The sequence below is a fragment of the Streptomyces sp. NBC_00572 genome, assembly GCF_026341815.1.
Classification (GTDB): Bacteria; Actinomycetota; Actinomycetes; order Streptomycetales; family Streptomycetaceae; genus Streptomyces.
This window is the reverse complement of record NZ_JAPENX010000001.1, coordinates 3,367,730-3,383,785: the sequence shown is the minus strand read 5'-3', so window position 1 is coordinate 3,383,785 and position 16,056 is coordinate 3,367,730. Positions and strand designations below refer to the sequence as shown.

Here is a 16,056-nt window from a genome sequence, read left to right as displayed (position 1 = left end):
TTTAGTTTCTGGCCTTACTCCCTCGGCCACCGCTGAACGACGGCGGCCAGGGCGGTGACCGCGACCACGAGAACGAGGGAGCGGAGAGGAAGCAGGGCACCGGGGACGTCATCGATGGCGTCGATGCCGTTGCCCACGACGGCGACCCAACCGACCGTGCCCACGAGGACCATCGGCCCGACTCTCCGCTCCCCGGTGATGCGCATGCCGGCCCACAGGACGAACGGCATCAGGAGGACGGTGTTCATGATCGCGGCGGTGAACGCCTGATCGGCGGAGTAGCCGGGCCCCACACCCAACGTCGCCGCCGCCTGACCGCTGAGGGCCAGATACAGGGTGTCGGAAAGGACGAGATGAGAAGCGGCGACGGCGAGCAGCGAGACGATCACGGCTTTCAGGAGCCGCGGGGCGAGGGGGGTGGGCAAGGAGGGAGCCATGAGGCCTGACTATACGCAGAGCGTATACATGCAATGTATAGACCCCTGGACGACGCTCCCGTCGGCAACGAACTCGGCTGGGCGGCTGGGCGGCTGGAGGCAGTTACTTGAGGATCCGCCGCGGCCGAGGCACGAGCTCGCCACCACAGTTGGGGCAGACATCACTCATGGCGTCGGCACACGGCACGCAGAAGCTGCACTCGTACGAACAGATCCGTGCGGGCCCGTCCACCACCAGCACCGCCACCTCACACCGCTCGCACTGCTCACGCATCTCCAGGGCCACGACGGGCTCCCCTCCTCGAACGTCGGACAACACCCCCATCGTCGAGGCGACCCCGACACCCCCGAAACAGCCAGTGGGCCAATGATCAACAGGATCGGGTCGCGCGAGGTCCGGCTTGGCTCGGGGGGGCGGAGGTTTCCGGTGAGGTGCGGGTGCGGCCGCCCTCTTTCCGAGTGTGGCGGCCTCCACCACCGCGTCAAGGGCGCTCCCTGCGGTCGCGTCGCTGCGCGATGGGCTGCGCCCACCCTTGACCCGGCGGCGGAGGCCGCCTTTTCACACTCGGAGGGCGGCCGGGGGACCCGGCCTACGCAGAGCCCCGGGCAGTGTCCGGGGGTTGCTTGCGTCTGGCGGCCGGTGGGTGGGGGCTTGGTTAGCGGCAGGGCTGGGTGGGTGACCTTCGGTGGGTTCGTGGTGCGCGGCCGTGTGATGGGGCGGCCCGGCTCGGCTTAGCGACTGACGGCGGGACGGGGTGGGGCTTCAGGCCCCGCTGGTCTGTGTTCGTGGGTGGCGGGAGCCGCTCGCGAGAGTTTCTTGCACTTTGATCGCCCGAAAAGAGCTATTGATTCCCTTTGGGGCTTAATCCGGGGCCTGTTACCGCAAGTAGTGCAGGGTTATCCACCCCTCCCCACCCACCGGAAGCGACCAGCGGGGCCTGAAGCCCCACCGAGGTCTGCCGTCGGCCTCTAAGCCGAGCCCGGCCACCCCATCACACGGCAGCGCACCCCCGACCGGCGGCACTTCACCCACCCGCCCCGACCGCGAACCAAGCCCCCACCCACCAGCCGGCAGACGCACGCCGCCCCTAGCCGCTGCCCGGGGCCCGGCGGTGACCCCGCCCCCCGGACCGCCCTCCGAGAGGTCTTTCGCTCCTGGAGGTGGTGGGTCAAGGGTGGCCGAAGGCCATCGCGCAGCGACGCGACCGCAGGGAGCGCCCTTGACGCACCACCGGAAGGAGCGACTCTCGGAAAGAGGGCGGTCCCACCAGAAGCTCATCCTCCCGGCCCACCCCTCGCGCCCAGGAGACCCCACTCACCAGACCCTCAGTGCCTGACCAGGCAGAACGGGTGCCCCGCCGGGTCCGCGTAGACGCGCCAGCTCCTCTTGCCCTCTCCCCCGTCCAGGAGGGTCGCGCCCTGGGCCAGGACCTGTTCCTCCGCCTCGTCCAGGTTCGAGACGGCGAAGTCGAGGTGGGACTGCTGGGGGCGTTCCGGGGACGGCCAGGTCGGTGGGCGGTGGTCGGGGACCCCCTGAAAGCAGAGGACGAGCCCGGCCGGGGTGTGGAGGGTGGACCAGGCCTCGCCCAGGGACCAGCGGCCGTCCGGGCGGTCGACCTCGCCGCCGAGCACCGAGCGGTAGAACACCGCGAGTTCGGCGGGCGCCGGGCAGTCGATGACGAGGCACTGCAGTTCAGCGATCATGCGCGGATCCTAGGACCTGCCCCTTGCCCCCTGCCGGGCCCACCCCGAGTCGGTCAGCCGTCTCCCGGGATCCGGGCCTCGCCCGCCTGCCCCGCACCGCCCTGACCTGACCTGACCCGAGCCGGCTAGAGCGTCGCCGCCGCGGACTTGGCAGCCCGGACCTGCGTCCGTACCGCGCCCATGCTCGCCGCGATCACCAGGGCGATCGCGAGGGCGTCGGTGAGTGACAGGGCCTGGCTGAGGACGAGGAAGCCTGCCGCCGCCGCGATGGCAGGTTCCAGGCTCATCAGGATCGCGAAGGTGGGGGCGGGCAGGCGGCGCAGGGCGAGGAGTTCGAGGGTGTACGGCAGGACGGAGGACATCAGCGCGACCGCGAGGCCGAGGCCGATCGTCGACGGTACGAGGAGCTTGTCGCCCGCCTCCGCGATGCCCAGTGGCAGGCTGAGGACGGCGCCGAAGGCCATCGCGAGCGCGAGCCCGTCCGCCTGCGGGAAGCGTCGGCCCGTGCGCGCGCTGAAGATGATGTACGTGGCCCACATCGCGCCCGCCGCGAGCGCGAAGGCCGCACCCACCGGGTCGAGGCGGTCGAAGCCGCCGCCGCTGAGCAGGACGACGCCGCCGAGGGCGAGGCCCGCCCACAGCAGGTTCATCAGGCGGCGGGAGGCGACCACGGAGAGGATCAGCGGGCCGAGGACCTCCAGGGTCACGGCGGCGCCCAGCGGAATCCGGTCGGCGGCCTGGTAGAAGAGGATGTTCATCCCCGCCATGGCCGTACCGAACGCGACGATCGTGCCCCAGTCCGCGCGGCCGTAGCCGCGGACCTTCGGGCGGCAGATGATCAGCAGGACCGCCGCGGCGAGCACGAGCCGCAGGGTGACGATGCCGAGGGCGCCGGCCCGGGGCATGAGGAGGACGGCGAGAGCCGATCCGAACTGTACGGACAGCCCACCCGTGACGACGAGCGCGACGGGCCCGAAGCGGTGGCCCGCCAGGCCCTTCGGCCCCCGGGCGCGGACCGATCCGGGGACGGTGCCCACCGGTTCCACGCCGGCCGCGACCGCCGCCGGGGTCACTTCCTTGACCGGACTGTCCACCGACCGCTCCTCCACACCAGACCACACAACAAGGTTTAATGAACTGTACTCCCAGTTCACGATAATGCACTACCGGCGGCCCGTCCCGAAGTCCCCCTCCCGCTCCCCTCCCGCTCCCCTCCTGCAGCCCTCCCCCTCTCCTCCCACGCTACGAGCCCCCGCGCGGCGCCGGAAATGCCGATTGTGCTGCGGTTATGCTCCGGACGCATGAGCATCGAGCTACGCCACCTCCGCTGCTTCCTCGCCATCGCCGAGGAATCCAGCCTCACCAGGGCGGCCGCCCGGCTCCACCTCACCCAGCCCGCCGTCTCCCGTACGCTCGCCGCCCTCGAACAGCACCTCGGCGCCCGGCTCGTCGACCGCTCCACCCACCACCTCGCCCTCACCGCCGAGGGCCGCGCCTTCCGGGACCGGGCCGCCGCGGCACTCGCCGCCTTCGAGGCCGCCGTCGACCCGGCCAGACTGCGCCACCGGCCGCTGCGCCTCGGCCACGCCTGGTCGGCCTTCGGCCCGTACACCACGCCCCTGCTCCGGCGCTGGCAGCGCGAGCACCCCGAGACCCCCCTCGAACTCCTCCGCATCGACGACCGCACGGCCGGACTCACCCGGGGCGAGGTGGACGCGGCCCTGCTGCGGGGGCCGGTCGACGCGCCGGGCCTGGCCACCGAGGAGCTCACGACCGAGGAGCGCGTCGCCGCGGTGCCCGCCGACGGCCCGCTGGCCGACCGGCCCGCCCTCACCCTCGACGACCTGGCCGGCGGCACCGTCGTCCTCAACACCGTCTCCGGTACGACCACCCTCACACTCTGGCCGGCCGCCACGCGCCCGGCGGCGACCGTGACGGTCGCCAACACCGACGACTGGCTCACGGCGATCGCGGCGGGCCGGGGCGTCGGCGTCTCCTCGGCGTCCACGGCGGCCCTGCACCCACACCCGGGCGTCACCTACCGCCCGCTGCCCGACGCGCCACCACTGCCGGTGGTCCTGGCCTGGCGGGACGCGTTCCCGCACCCGGCGACGGGGGCGCTGGTCGCGATGGCGCGGGAGATCGTCAGCGGGAACTGAGAGCGAAGGCCGGGGCCGACACCGAGGGCCAGGTCGTCTCTTTCGGGTCAGGCAAGATCCGAAAGAGACGACCTACGGCCGTCGGGCAGTGCGGTCCGTCAGGAACGGTCCAGCACCGCGCCGCCCGCGTACCGCGCGGAGGCACCCAGCTCCTCTTCGATCCTGATGAGCTGGTTGTACTTCGCCGTACGGTCGGACCGGGACAGCGAGCCGGTCTTGATCTGGCCGCAGCCCGTCGCCACCGCCAGGTCCGCGATGGTGGTGTCCTCCGTCTCGCCGGAGCGGTGCGACATGACGACGGTCCAGCCCGCGCGGTGCGCGGTGGCGACCGTGGCGAGGGCTTCGGTCAGAGTCCCTATCTGGTTGACCTTGACCAGGACAGAGTTGCCGACGCCGGTACGGATGCCCTCGCGCAGCAGACCCTCGTTGGTGCAGAACACGTCGTCGCCGGTGAGCTGGCAGCGGTCGCCGACACGGGCGGTCAGCTCCCGCCAGCCGTCCAGGTCGTCCTCGGCCATCGGGTCCTCGATGGAGACGATCGGGTACGCGTCGATCAGCTTGGCCAGGTAGTCGGCGTGCTCGGAGGGCGTACGACGCACCCCCTCGCCCGTGTAGTCGTACACCCCGCCGCGGAAGAACTCCGACGACGCCGGGTCCATGACCAGGCCGATGTCCGCGCCGGGTCGGTATCCGGTGCGCTCGATGGCCGCCATCACGAAGTCGAGCGCTTCCTCGGCGGTACGGAGGGAGGGCGCGAAGCCGCCCTCGTCGCCGACGCCCGTGGCGTGCCCGGCGGACAGCAGATCGCGACGGAGCGTGTGGAAGACCTCGGAGCCCATGCGGACGGCTTCCGCGAAGGTCTCCGCACCGACCGGAGCGATCATGAACTCCTGGAAGTCCAGCGGATTGTCGGCGTGGGCGCCGCCGTTGACGATGTTCATCATCGGCAGCGGGAGGAGACGGGCGTCGGCGCCGCCGAGGTAACGGTAGAGCGGCTGGCGGTGGGCCGCGGCGGCGGCCTTGGCTGCGGCGAGGGAGACGCCGAGGAGGGCGTTGGCACCGAGCCGGGACTTGTCGGCCGTGCCGTCGAGGGCGACGAGAGCGGCGTCGAGTCCCGACTGGTCGCCGGCGTCGCGCCCGACGACCGCGGCGGCGATGTCGCCGTTGACGTGGGCGACCGCACGGTCGACGCCCTTGCCGTGCCAGCGCCCGGGGTCCCCGTCGCGCAGCTCCACGGCTTCCCGTGTGCCGGTGGAGGCACCGGAAGGGACGGCGGCGCGGCCGAGGGATCCGTCGGTGAGGAGGACATCGGCCTCGACGGTGGGGTTGCCCCGGCTGTCGATGACCCGGCGGGCGGTGACGGACTGGATGGCGGTGGATACGGCGGCCGTGGAAACCATGGGAGGTCCTTTGCGTTGACGCACGCCGCGACCCTGCTGCGACAACGCTGGCGCCTGCCGCGACAGCACTGACTCTACAGCAATGCTGTTCAGTTCAGCTGTTCAGTTTGCCTGCACAGTTCAGCTGTACAGTCCGGCTGCACAGTTCGGCTGCACAGCTGAGGGGCAGAGCTCCGCCGGTGGTCACCGGTTAAAGTGCCGTATGCCCACCCCGGAACCCGCCGCCGTCGCCACCGAACTGCGTATAGCGATGGGCAAGCTCACGCGCCGCGTGAAGCACGAGGACCGGATCCCGCTCGGCCAGGCCTCCGTACTCGGCACCCTCGATCGCAACGGGGCCATGACCACCAGCGACCTGGCGGCGGACCAGCGCGTACGACCCCAGTCCATGGCCCGCGCGGTCGGGCTGCTCATGGAACAGGGACTCGTCGTCCGCCGGGCGCACCCCACGGACGGCCGCAAGTCCCTGGTGGAGCTCTCCCCCGCAGGACAGGCCGCCCTGGAGGCGGAGCGCGGACGCAGGGCGGGCTGGCTGGCCCAGGCCATCGAGCTTGAGCTGACCGGCGAGGAGCGCGAGGTACTGGCCCGCAGCGCCGCCCTGATGGAGCGACTCGCCGCCCGCTAGAGAGCTTCTGGCGCGGGCCGCACCAGCAGCCCACGCACCCGGCTCACCCCCGGACGCCTCACAGTCCCACCCCTCTACACCCCCTCCCCCACGTCCACCCCCTCCGCCAGCAGTTCCGCCACGTGCCGCGCCCGCACTCCCGCCAGATCCCCCATCTGTGTCCGGCACGAGAAGCCGTCCGCCAGGACGGCTGCGTGGGGGGCCGCGCCCCGGAGGGCCGGGAGGAGTTGGTCCTCCGCGCATTTCACCGAGACCTCGTAGTGGCCAGGCTCGAAGCCGAAGTTGCCCGCGAGGCCGCAGCAGCCGCCTGCCAGATCCCCTGTCAGTCCTGCGCGTTCGCGTAGGCGGCGGTCCGCCGCGTCGCCCAGGACCGCGTGCTGGTGACAGTGGGTCTGGCCGGTCACCGGGCGGTCCAGGCGGGGCGGGGTCCAGTCGGGTGCCAGGGTCTCCAGGGCTTCGGCGAAGGTGCGGACGGAGGCGGCGAGGCGGCCGGCGCGGGGGTCGTCCGGCAGCAGTTCGGGCAGGTCGGTGCGGAGGGTCGCGGCGCAGGAGGGTTCCAGGACCACGACGGGCCCTTCCCTGTCCCCCATGGCGTCGAGCGCCCGCCGCATCACCTTCCGCGCCGCCCCCAGCTGCCCCGTCGACACATACGTGAGCCCGCAGCACACCCGTCCCTGCGGCAGCGCCACGCCCAGTCCGGCCGCCTCCAGGACCCGGACCGCCGCCCGGCCGACCTCCGGGGCCAGGTGGTCGGTGAAGGTGTCCGGCCACAGGGTCACGGCCGGCGGGCGGGCCGAGGCGCGTTCGGCGAACCAGGAGGTGAAGGTCCGTTCCGCGACGCGTGGCATCGCCCGCTCCGGCGTCACCCCCGCCAGGCGCGCCGCGAACGGCAGCCGCATCCCGGTGTTCAGACCCCGTCCGAAGACGTCCAGCCAGTACGGCAGCCGCCCCATCGTCCAGTGGGAGCGCGGTCGGCGCAGGAAGCCGAGCGGTCCCGCATAGTGCCGGTCCAGGAACTCCGCCTTGTACGCGGCCATGTCGACGCCCACCGGACAGTCGCTGCGGCAGCCCTTGCAGGACAAGCACAGGTCCAGCGCTTCCCGGACCTCCTCCGAGCGCCAGCCGTCCGTGATGACCTCGCCGAGTGCCATCTCGTGGAGCAGCCGTGCCCGCCCCCGGGTGGAGTGCTTCTCCTCCCCGGTCGCCCGGTAGGAGGGGCACATCACCCCCGGCCCCGAACTCGGGCCTTCCACGCGGCACTTGGCCACCCCCACGCAGCGGGCCGCTTCCCTTCCCAGCCCCACGAGCGGCAGTCCGGTGAATCGCAGCCCCTCGTCCAGCGGGCGCGGGCGGACCAGCATCCCCGGGTTGAGGCCGCCGTCCGGGTCCCACACGTCCTTGACCGCGCCGAACAGGGCGACGAGCTCCTCCCCGTACATCTTCGGCAGCAGCTCGGCGCGCGCCTGCCCGTCGCCGTGCTCCCCGGAGAGGGAGCCGCCGTGGGCGACGACGAGGTCCGCCACGGCCTCGGAGAAGCGCCGGAAGTCCCGTACTCCCTTCTCCGTCCACAGGTCGAAGTCGATCCGGACGTGGACGCAGCCGTCGCCGAAGTGTCCGTACGGCACCCCGCGCAGCCCGAACTCCCGCAGCAGCGCACGGAATTCGCGGAGGTACGCGCCGAGCCTCGCCGGCGGCACCGCGCAGTCCTCCCACCCCGGCCATGCCTCTCCGCCTCCCCCGGGCTCCGTCCGGGAGGTGCCCCCAGGGGTCCGTGTCGCCGTACCCGCCGCGTCCTCCCGGATCCGCCACAGGGCCCGCTGTCCGGCCGGGTCCCTCACCACGGCGGAGTCGATCGCGTCGGCCGCCCGCACGAGCCGCCGCGCCGCTGCCTCCCCGTCCGTCTCGCAGAACAGCCAGGCCCCGCCCTTCGGCAGCCCGGAAGCGCCGTGTACGAGATCGGCCGCCATCCCTTCCACCGTGAGCGGTTCGTACGGCAGGAGTCCTGCCGCCGCCTCCGCCGCCGCGCTCTCGTCCGCGTATCCGAGGACCACGAGGACCGGCTCGGTCGGCAGCGGGACGAGGGCCACCGTCGCTTCCGTCACCACTCCCAGCGTCCCCTCGCTGCCGCAGAACGCGCGGGCGAGGTCCACGCCCCGTTCCGGGAGCAGCGCGTCCAGCGCGTACCCGGAGATACGGCGCGGCAGACCGGCCGGGTACCCGGTCCGCAGGAGGGCGAGATGACGGTCGACGAGATCGAGGAGTCCGGCGGGGGCGCCTTGCCCACCCCGCCCCAGCGTCAACGTCGCGCCTGCGTACGTCATCACTTCCAGTGAGCGCACGTTGTCCGCCGTCGTTCCCCAGGCGACCGAGTGCGCCCCGCACGCGTTGTTGCCGATCATGCCGCCGAGGGTGCAGCGGCTGTGGGTGGACGGGTCGGGGCCGAACGTCAGGCCGTACGGGCGTGCCGCCTCCCGCAGCCGGTCGAGGACGAGCCCCGGTCGGACGACCGCCGTCCGTGCTTCGGGGTCCAGGGACACCAGCCCCGCCATGTGCCGTGTGAAGTCGAGCACGACGCCCGTGCCGGTGGCCTGGCCCCCGATGGACGTGCCGCCGCCGCGCGCGACGACCGGCGTCCCGTGCGCCCGGCACACCTCCAGGACCGCCGCCACGTCGTCGGCGTCGCGCGGCGCGACCGTACCGGCAGGCACCCGGCGGTAGTTGGAGGCGTCCATGGTCGTCAGGGCGCGGGCTGTGGTCGAGAAGTCGACCTCTCCGGCGACGGCCGCGCGCAGCCCGGCGGCGAGTCCTGCGAGATCCCCGGCGCGTTCCTGGTGTGTTCCCACAAGCCCAGGATGTCTCAGACCTCGTCTCATCGGGCGGACATCCGGCGACCGGCCCCTTCTCGACCCGATACTCTCCGCCTCGTGGCTGATATCCAGATTCCCGCTGACATCAAGCCCGCCGACGGCCGTTTCGGCGCGGGCCCCTCCAAGGTGCGTACGGAGGCGCTGGACGCCCTGGCCGCCACCGGCACCTCTCTCCTCGGCACGTCCCACCGCCAGGCTCCGGTCAAGAACCTGGTCGGCGAGGTACGTACCGGCATCCGTGACCTCTTCTCGCTCCCCGAGGGCTACGAGGTGATCCTGGGCAACGGCGGCTCCACCGCCTTCTGGGACGTCGCGACCCACGGTCTGATCGAGCACAAGTCGCAGCACCTCACCTTCGGCGAGTTCTCGTCCAAGTTCGCGAAGGCCGCCAAGCTGGCCCCGTGGCTGGCCGAGCCGACCGTGATCTCCTCCGACCCGGGCACCCACCCGGAGCCGGTGGCCGAGGCGGGCGTCGACGTCTACGCGTACACCCACAACGAGACCTCCACCGGTGTCGCGGCCCCGATCAAGCGGGTCGCCGGTGCCGACGCGGGCTCCCTCGTCCTGGTCGACGCGACCTCCGGTGCGGGCGGCCTCCCGGTCGACATCACCGAGACGGACGTCTACTACTTCGCCCCGCAGAAGTCCTTCGCCGCCGAGGGCGGCCTGTGGCTGGCGGCGTTCTCCCCGGCCGCCCTGGAGCGGGCGCAGACGATCCACGACTCGGGCCGGCACATCCCCGAGTTCTTCTCGCTGACGACGGCGATCGACAACTCGCTGAAGAACCAGACGTACAACACCCCGGCGCTCTCGACCCTCTTCCTGCTGAACGAGCAGCTGAAGTGGATCAACGGCCAGGGCGGCCTCGACTGGGCCGTGGCCCGGACGAAGGAGTCCTCGGACGCGCTGTACGGCTGGGCCGAGGAGTCCAAGTACGCGACGCCGTTCGTCACGGACGCGGCGAAGCGCTCGCAGGTCATCGGCACGATCGACTTCGCGGACGAGATCGACGCGGCGGCGGTCGCGAAGGTGCTGCGCGCGAACGGCATCGTCGACACCGAGCCGTACCGCAAGCTGGGCCGCAACCAGCTGCGGATCGCGATGTTCCCGGCGATCGACCCGGCGGACGTGCGCGCGCTGACGGCCTGCATCGACTACGTGATCGAGAAGCTGTAGCACTCGGTTCCCGCGAAGGCCCGGCATCGGACGGATCCGACGCCGGGCCTTCGTCGTGCGTACGCCGGTTCAGTCCCGTCGCAGCAGACGCTTCACGCCGAAGACGAGGACGAACGCGCCCGCGAGGACCAGGAAGCCGACGGTGACGTTGCCCTTCTCGCCGTCGGCGGCCGGCGACTGCGGGGCCTGCGGTGCGCCCGGGGTGTCCGGGGAGCCGCCCGGCTTCTCCGCGGGGCGCCCCGCGTCCTGCCGGTCCAGCCGCACCACCCGGCTGTCGGCGCCCTCCGCGCCGAGCATGAACGCCGAGCCGTCCCTCGTGTACGTCACCGATTCCGCCTGGCCCTGGAACGTGGCCCCGATCGAGGTGCCCTCGTCGGCGAGGCGGCCGTCCTTCCACCCGTACTCGCGCGCCATGAGATAGCCGCGCAGGACGAGGTGGTCGCCGTCGGGGGAGAAGGCGCCGTCGGTCACCCAGGGGACTTCCCCGACGCGCCGGAAGACGTTGGTCCCCGACGAGGAGAGCCGCTCGGGGCCCGCGTACAGGCCGCCGCCGTCCTCGTTCTTGCTCGCGATGTACACCCGGCCGGTCTTCGGGTGGACCATCAGCGCCTCGGCGTTGCGCGCCCCGTCGGCGTACTTCACGACGTACTGCTTCGCCGCGACCTTCTGGTCCTTGAGGACCTTCGGTTCGGGGAAGCGGTAGACCCAGACGTGGTCCCAGGTGCCGTCGAGGTTGTCGCCGATGTCGCCGACGTAGATGTCGCCGTCCGGGCCGACGGCGATCGCCTCCATGTCGCGGGGGGTGCCCACGCCCTGCATGGTCAGGGTCGCGACCGTCTTGCCCGTACGGGAGTCGATGCCGTAGATCAGGGGCGCGTCCTGGTCGTTGTGCGTCCAGTAGATCCCCGGGTGGGCCTGGCTGGCGGCGAGGCCGCTGGACTCGGTGATGCGGGAGTCCTCGATGGTGAAGTCCCGGTCCGGCTCCTGCCCTTCGGCACGGGCATGACCGGCCGGGAGCAGCACCAGGGCCGCCGCCGCGCCGAGGGCGCACAGAGCAGATCGCATGTCCCCCAGCCTGCCACGGCGCGGGGACGAGGGCCTGGTCCGCCGACCCCGAAACCTCCTTGACCTGCCCCGGAGCGGCTGTCAGGGTCACGCAATGCCCACCTTCTCCGCGCCCGACGGCACGACGCTCGCCTTCCACGTCTCCGGTTCCGGCGCCCCGCTCCTCTGTCTCCCCGGCGGTCCGCTCCAGGACTCCGCCTATCTCGGCGACCTCGGCGGTCTGACCGCGCACCGGCAGCTGATCCGGCTCGACCTGCGGGGTACGGGCGCGTCGGCCGTACCGGACGACCCGGCCTCGTACCGCTGCGACCGGCTCGTCGAGGACGTGGAGGCGCTGCGCGCGCACCTCGGCCTCGACACGGTCGACGTCCTCGGCCATTCGGCGGGCGCGAACCTCGCCGCGCTGTACGTGACCCGGTACCCGGAGCGCGTCGGCCGGCTCGTGCTCGTCACCCCGGGCACGGCGGCCGTCGGGCTCGGCACGGCACCGGAGGAGCGGCTGGCGGCGGCGCGGCTGCGGCGGGACGAGCCGTGGTTCGGTCCGGCGTACGCGGCGCTTGAGGAGGTCACGGCGGGGCGTGGGACCGGCGAGAGCTTCCAGGCGGTGACGCCGTTCTTCCACGGGACCTGGGACGAGGCCGCGCGGGAGCGGCACGCCGCCGGGGAGGGGCAGCGGAACCGTGAGGGTGGGGGTGTCTTCGCGGGCGAGGGGGCGTTCGACGCGGAGGCCACGCGTGCGGTGTTCGCGGAGTTCGCGCGGCCGGTGCTCGTGGTGGCCGGGGAGGGGGACGTGAACACGCCGGTGCCGACGGCGGCCGCGTACGCGGAGCTGTTCCCGAAGGCGGCTTTCGCCGTGCTGGACGGGGCGGGGCACTTCCCGTGGCACGACGACGCGGCGCGGTTCACGGAGACGGTCGGTGACTTCCTGAGGTAGAGGTCCTCGGGGGGAGAGGCCCCGGCCCGTGTCCCGGATCACGTCGCAGGCCCGGGACGCCGTCCGCGATGATATGACCATGCGTTTTCTGTTCGTCGGCGACAGCATGACCATCGGACGCGCCGGCGACTGGACCTGGCGGTACCGCATGTGGCGGCACCTGGAGTCGACGCTCCCCGGCGGGTACGAGATCGTCGGCCCCCGCACCGGTCTGTACGACCCCGCCGCCGACGCCCCGGCCTCGGAGGCGTACGCCGACCCCGCCTTCCCCGCCCACGCCCGGCGCCATCTGGCCGGCTGGGGCGAGGGCTGGCTGCACATGGCGCCAGTGATCGGCGAGACGGTCACGGTGACCGGCGCCGACGTGCTGCTGATCTCGCTCGGCCTGATCGACCTGGGCTTCTACACCAACAGCGAGCAGACCGAGGAGAACGTCCGGGCGTTCGTCGCGGCGGCCCGCGCCGCGAACCCGCACGTCCGGGCCGTCCTCCTGCCGGTCATCCCCAATGTGCGCGCCGGGTACGACGCGCCCTTCGCCACCGAGTGCGAGCGCTTCAACGAGCTGCTCGCGAAGGCGGTCGCCGACCTCGACACCGCCGCCTCGCCCCTGCTCCTGGCCGCGATCTCGGAGTCGTACGACCTCGACGCGGACACCTACGACGGCACCCACCCGGGCCCCACGGGCGAGCACAAACTGGCCGCGGCCTTCGCCGACGCGATGCACCAGGCGTGGGGCCTCGGCGGCTCGTACCGCTCCTGACTCCGGTTGCGGGGCGGCCCGTGCCGCTACTGGCTCCGGTTGCGGAGGCTGGAGCCGATCCAGACGACCAGGAAGATCACCACCGGGGTGATCAGGATCCACTCGGGGCTCATGGCGTCGCTGTCCGTGAACAGCAGGACGAGGAAGAGGACGACGGCGACGAGGACCGACATGAGGGCCCAGGACAACGCGAGGAGGAGCGAGCCCTCGCGGCGGGACCGCCCGTCGATCCTCCGGTCGGCCGCGGCGTTCGGCGACCAGTCCTCCCCGCGGTGCCTCTCCCAGGCGACCCGGAGCGCGGCGATCTCGCGGTCGACGGCGACGTGGTTGTCGTCCAGGTACATGAGCTGGACGCGGCGCCCGTCGCGCCCGTACATGTACGAGATGATCCGCGGCTGTCCCTGGCCCATGCCCGCGCTCGGGTTGGGTACGGCCCTGAGGTCGTGGATGTCCTCCCAGGCGAGCTGCCGGTTCTTGACCATGCCGCGGACCCGGATGCCCTTGAGATCGGCGGACGTGGAGCTGCTCCGGGCCGCGAGGACGAGCCAGCCGAGGAGGGCGAGCAGCAGCAGGGTGCCGAGTGCCTTGCCCCAGCCGGGGATGCCCTCCTCGGTCCAGATCGGCAGCCCCGCCGTGGGCAGTCCGACGCCCACCGCGATGTAGACGGCGGCCAGCCTGCCGGGTCTGATCCGGTACTCACGTGGCAGTACGCGTTCCGCTTGCATGGTTCGCTCCCCCTGGTGACCCCCGCGTGACGGAGGATCAGGGTAGGGCTCAACTCGCCTGATTCATAAGGTCTTTCGGCGATTCCTCAGGCCGCGCGCGTGAGGCGGTTGGCGAAGGTGGAGAGGGTGTACGCGCCGATGCCGAGGACGACCTCCAGGGCGTTGCGGCGGGTGTAGCCGGCGGCCTGGAAGGCGGCCAGTTCCTCGTCGGCCACCGCGCCCGACGAGGCGAGGACCCGGAGGGTGAAGAGGCGTACGGCGGCGAGGCGTTCGGGGTCGGGCGCCGGACCGAGCGCGGCCATCTTGGCCTCGTGCATGTCGACGCAGAGGTGGCACTGGTTGCGTGCGGCAACGGTGAGGATGACCGTCTCGCGGGAGTGCGGGTCGAGGGTGGTGGACTCGAAGGTCTGACTGAGCTTCAGGAAGCCGTCGAGGGTCTCGGGCGACTCCTTGAGGAGGGCGACGGCGTTGGCGGTACGGGCGGACATGTCCACGGAGGCGTCTCCAGGCTCGGGCGGGTAGAATCGACAACATGGTTGACCATGTGTCGAGGGAAAACGTAAACCAGGTTGTCGATAATGGCAACGGTGAAAACGCCGACGGTGAGAACGGCACCGCAGAAAGCGGCGGCGGCCGGGGCTACGAGCTCCCCCTGCTCCTCTTCGGCGGCTTCCGCACCCTCATCGACCGGCTCCACGCCCGCCTCGCCACCGAGGGCCACCCCGACCTGCGCCCCGCCCACGGCTTCGCCATGCAGGCCATCGGCGCCCGGGGCGCCACCGCCAGCGAGATCGGGCGGCGCCTCGGCGTCTCCAAGCAGGCCGCCGGGAAGACCGTCGACCGACTGCTCGCCCTCGGCTACGCCGAGCGCGCCGACGACCCCGCCGACGCCCGCCGCAAACTCGTCCACCTCACCCCACGGGGGTACGAGGCCCTGGCCCGCTCCGCCGCGATCTTCGACGAACTACGGGCGGAATGGGCCGCGACCCTCGGCGCGGACCGCGTCCGGGACCTGGAGGCGGCCCTACGGAACGTCGTCCCCGCGGAGACGGCGTTCCGCCTGGACGCCACCAGCTGGCTCGGCACCCCCTGAGACATCCACCACCTGGAAGGCATCCGCCACCTGGAGGCGCGCCTACCAGGCAAAAGCCTCCGGCGACGGCCCCGGGCCCGGGAAGATCTCGTCGAGACCGGCCAGGACCTCCTCGCTCAGCTCCACCTCCAGGGCGCGCAGCGCACTCGTCAGCTGCTCCGGGGTGCGCGGGCCGACGATCGGGCCCGTCACACCCGGCCGGGTGAGCAGCCACGCGAGGGCCGCCTCTCCCGGCTCCAGGCCGTGCTTGTCGAGCAGGTCCTCGTAGGCCTGGAGCTGCGCGCGGGACACCGGGTCGGCGAGGGTGGCCGCCGCGCGGCCCTCCGTACGCCGCTTGCCCTCGGCCTCCTTCCTCAGGACACCGCCGAGCAGGCCGCCGTGCAGCGGCGACCAGGGGATGACCCCGAGGCCGTACTCCTGCGCGGCCGGGATGACCTCCATCTCCGCGCGCCGCTCGAAGAGGTTGTAGAGGCACTGCTCGCTGACCAGGCCGACCGAGCCGCGCCGGGCGGCGGTCTCGTTGGCCTGGGCGATCTTGTAGCCGGGGAAGTTCGAGGAGCCGGCGTAGAGGACCTTGCCCTGCTGGATCAGGACGTCGACCGCCTGCCAGATCTCCTCGAAGGGCGTCGAGCGGTCGACGTGGTGGAACTGGTAGACGTCGATGTAGTCCGTGCCGAGCCGCTTGAGGCTGGCGTCGACCGCGCGGCGGATGTTCACCGCCGAGAGCTTGTCGTGGTTGGGCCAGGCGTCGCCGTCGGCGGCCATGTTCCCGTACACCTTGGTGGCGAGGACGGTCCGGTCGCGGCGACCCTCGCCCTTCGCGAACCAGGAGCCGAGGATCTCCTCGGTCCGGCCCTTGTTCTCACCCCAGCCGTACACGTTGGCGGTGTCGAAGAAGTTGAGCCCCGCGTCCAGCGCCGTGTCCATGATGGCGTGGCTGGTGGCTTCGTCCGTCTGGGGTCCGAAGTTCATCGTCCCGAGGACGAGTCGGCTGACCTTGAGTCCGGTGCGTCCGAGCTGCGTGTACTCCATGGGCGCCAAGCCAACTGCTTCGAGTGCGCTCGAAGCAAGGGGGTTCCCACGGGGTGGGTCGGGGCTACTGGCTGGACAC

The 16,056-nt window shown here is 72.1% G+C and carries 16 protein-coding genes; 6 read left to right on the top strand and 10 right to left on the bottom strand.

Annotated elements, in window-relative coordinates:
* Window positions 1–14 precede the first annotated feature (14 nt).
* The 4 genes from OG514_RS15740 to OG514_RS15725 form a co-directional block, all read right to left on the bottom strand.
* Complete coding sequence (locus OG514_RS15740) at window positions 15–437, bottom strand: hypothetical protein (protein WP_266895036.1); 423 nt, start codon at window positions 435–437, stop codon at window positions 15–17.
* 103 nt (window positions 438–540) lie between these two features.
* Window positions 541–723 carry a DUF1272 domain-containing protein gene (locus tag OG514_RS15735; RefSeq protein WP_266900861.1) on the bottom strand — a complete coding sequence of 61 codons (183 nt, stop codon included), beginning with the start codon at window positions 721–723 and terminating at the stop codon, window positions 541–543.
* Between the two features lie 1,040 nt (window positions 724–1,763).
* Window positions 1,764–2,141, bottom strand: coding sequence for a VOC family protein (locus OG514_RS15730; protein ID WP_266895035.1), 378 nt, complete (start codon window positions 2,139–2,141; stop codon window positions 1,764–1,766).
* Window positions 2,142–2,266: 125 nt separating this feature from the next.
* Window positions 2,267–3,133, bottom strand: coding sequence for a DMT family transporter (locus tag OG514_RS15725; protein WP_266900860.1), 867 nt, complete (start codon window positions 3,131–3,133; stop codon window positions 2,267–2,269).
* A gap of 309 nt (window positions 3,134–3,442) precedes the next feature.
* Between OG514_RS15725 and OG514_RS15720 the strand changes: the two genes are divergently transcribed.
* Window positions 3,443–4,300: a LysR family transcriptional regulator gene (locus tag OG514_RS15720; protein ID WP_266895033.1), complete on the top strand. Its 858-nt coding sequence runs from the start codon at window positions 3,443–3,445 to the stop codon at window positions 4,298–4,300.
* A gap of 98 nt (window positions 4,301–4,398) precedes the next feature.
* Here OG514_RS15720 and eno read toward each other — a convergent pair whose 3' ends face one another.
* On the bottom strand, window positions 4,399–5,700 hold the full coding sequence (gene eno / locus OG514_RS15715) for a phosphopyruvate hydratase (protein WP_266895031.1): 1,302 nt from the start codon (window positions 5,698–5,700) through the stop codon (window positions 4,399–4,401).
* A 202-nt stretch (window positions 5,701–5,902) separates the two neighbouring features.
* Here eno and OG514_RS15710 point away from each other — a divergent pair, with 202 nt between their 5' ends.
* Complete coding sequence (locus OG514_RS15710; protein WP_266895029.1) at window positions 5,903–6,325, top strand: MarR family winged helix-turn-helix transcriptional regulator; 423 nt, start codon at window positions 5,903–5,905, stop codon at window positions 6,323–6,325.
* Between the two features lie 74 nt (window positions 6,326–6,399).
* On the opposite strand, the gene OG514_RS15705 is transcribed toward OG514_RS15710, so the two are convergent.
* Window positions 6,400–9,198 carry an FAD-binding and (Fe-S)-binding domain-containing protein gene (locus OG514_RS15705; protein WP_266895027.1) on the bottom strand — a complete coding sequence of 933 codons (2,799 nt, stop codon included), beginning with the start codon at window positions 9,196–9,198 and terminating at the stop codon, window positions 6,400–6,402.
* Window positions 9,199–9,249: 51 nt separating this feature from the next.
* Between OG514_RS15705 and serC the strand changes: the two genes are divergently transcribed.
* The gene (gene serC, locus OG514_RS15700) at window positions 9,250–10,368 is read left to right on the top strand and encodes a phosphoserine transaminase (RefSeq protein ID WP_266895025.1); all 1,119 of its coding nucleotides are present in this window, start codon (window positions 9,250–9,252) and stop codon (window positions 10,366–10,368) included.
* Between the two features lie 69 nt (window positions 10,369–10,437).
* Here the strand turns inward: serC and OG514_RS15695 are convergent, their stop codons facing one another.
* Entirely contained in the window at window positions 10,438–11,433 is a 996-nt protein-coding gene (locus tag OG514_RS15695; protein WP_266895023.1) for a WD40 repeat domain-containing protein, read from the bottom strand.
* 94 nt (window positions 11,434–11,527) lie between these two features.
* On the opposite strand from OG514_RS15695, the gene OG514_RS15690 reads away from it, so the two are divergent.
* Both OG514_RS15690 and OG514_RS15685 read left to right on the top strand, forming a co-directional pair.
* On the top strand, window positions 11,528–12,367 hold the full coding sequence (locus OG514_RS15690; RefSeq protein ID WP_266895021.1) for an alpha/beta fold hydrolase: 840 nt from the start codon (window positions 11,528–11,530) through the stop codon (window positions 12,365–12,367).
* Window positions 12,368–12,446: 79 nt separating this feature from the next.
* Window positions 12,447–13,127, top strand: coding sequence for a GDSL-type esterase/lipase family protein (locus tag OG514_RS15685; RefSeq protein WP_266895019.1), 681 nt, complete (start codon window positions 12,447–12,449; stop codon window positions 13,125–13,127).
* A gap of 26 nt (window positions 13,128–13,153) precedes the next feature.
* Here the strand turns inward: OG514_RS15685 and OG514_RS15680 are convergent, their stop codons facing one another.
* Together OG514_RS15680 and OG514_RS15675 are read right to left on the bottom strand one after the other, a co-directional pair.
* Entirely contained in the window at window positions 13,154–13,852 is a 699-nt protein-coding gene (locus tag OG514_RS15680) for a hypothetical protein (RefSeq protein WP_266895017.1), read from the bottom strand.
* A gap of 86 nt (window positions 13,853–13,938) precedes the next feature.
* Window positions 13,939–14,340, bottom strand: coding sequence for a carboxymuconolactone decarboxylase family protein (locus OG514_RS15675; protein ID WP_266900859.1), 402 nt, complete (start codon window positions 14,338–14,340; stop codon window positions 13,939–13,941).
* A 44-nt stretch (window positions 14,341–14,384) separates the two neighbouring features.
* On the opposite strand from OG514_RS15675, the gene OG514_RS15670 reads away from it, so the two are divergent.
* Window positions 14,385–14,945, top strand: coding sequence for a MarR family winged helix-turn-helix transcriptional regulator (locus tag OG514_RS15670; RefSeq protein WP_266895015.1), 561 nt, complete (start codon window positions 14,385–14,387; stop codon window positions 14,943–14,945).
* Between the two features lie 42 nt (window positions 14,946–14,987).
* Here the strand turns inward: OG514_RS15670 and OG514_RS15665 are convergent, their stop codons facing one another.
* A complete protein-coding gene (locus OG514_RS15665; RefSeq protein WP_266895013.1) occupies window positions 14,988–15,977 on the bottom strand; it encodes an aldo/keto reductase in 990 nt (329 codons plus the stop codon).
* Window positions 15,978–16,056: the final 79 nt, after the last annotated feature.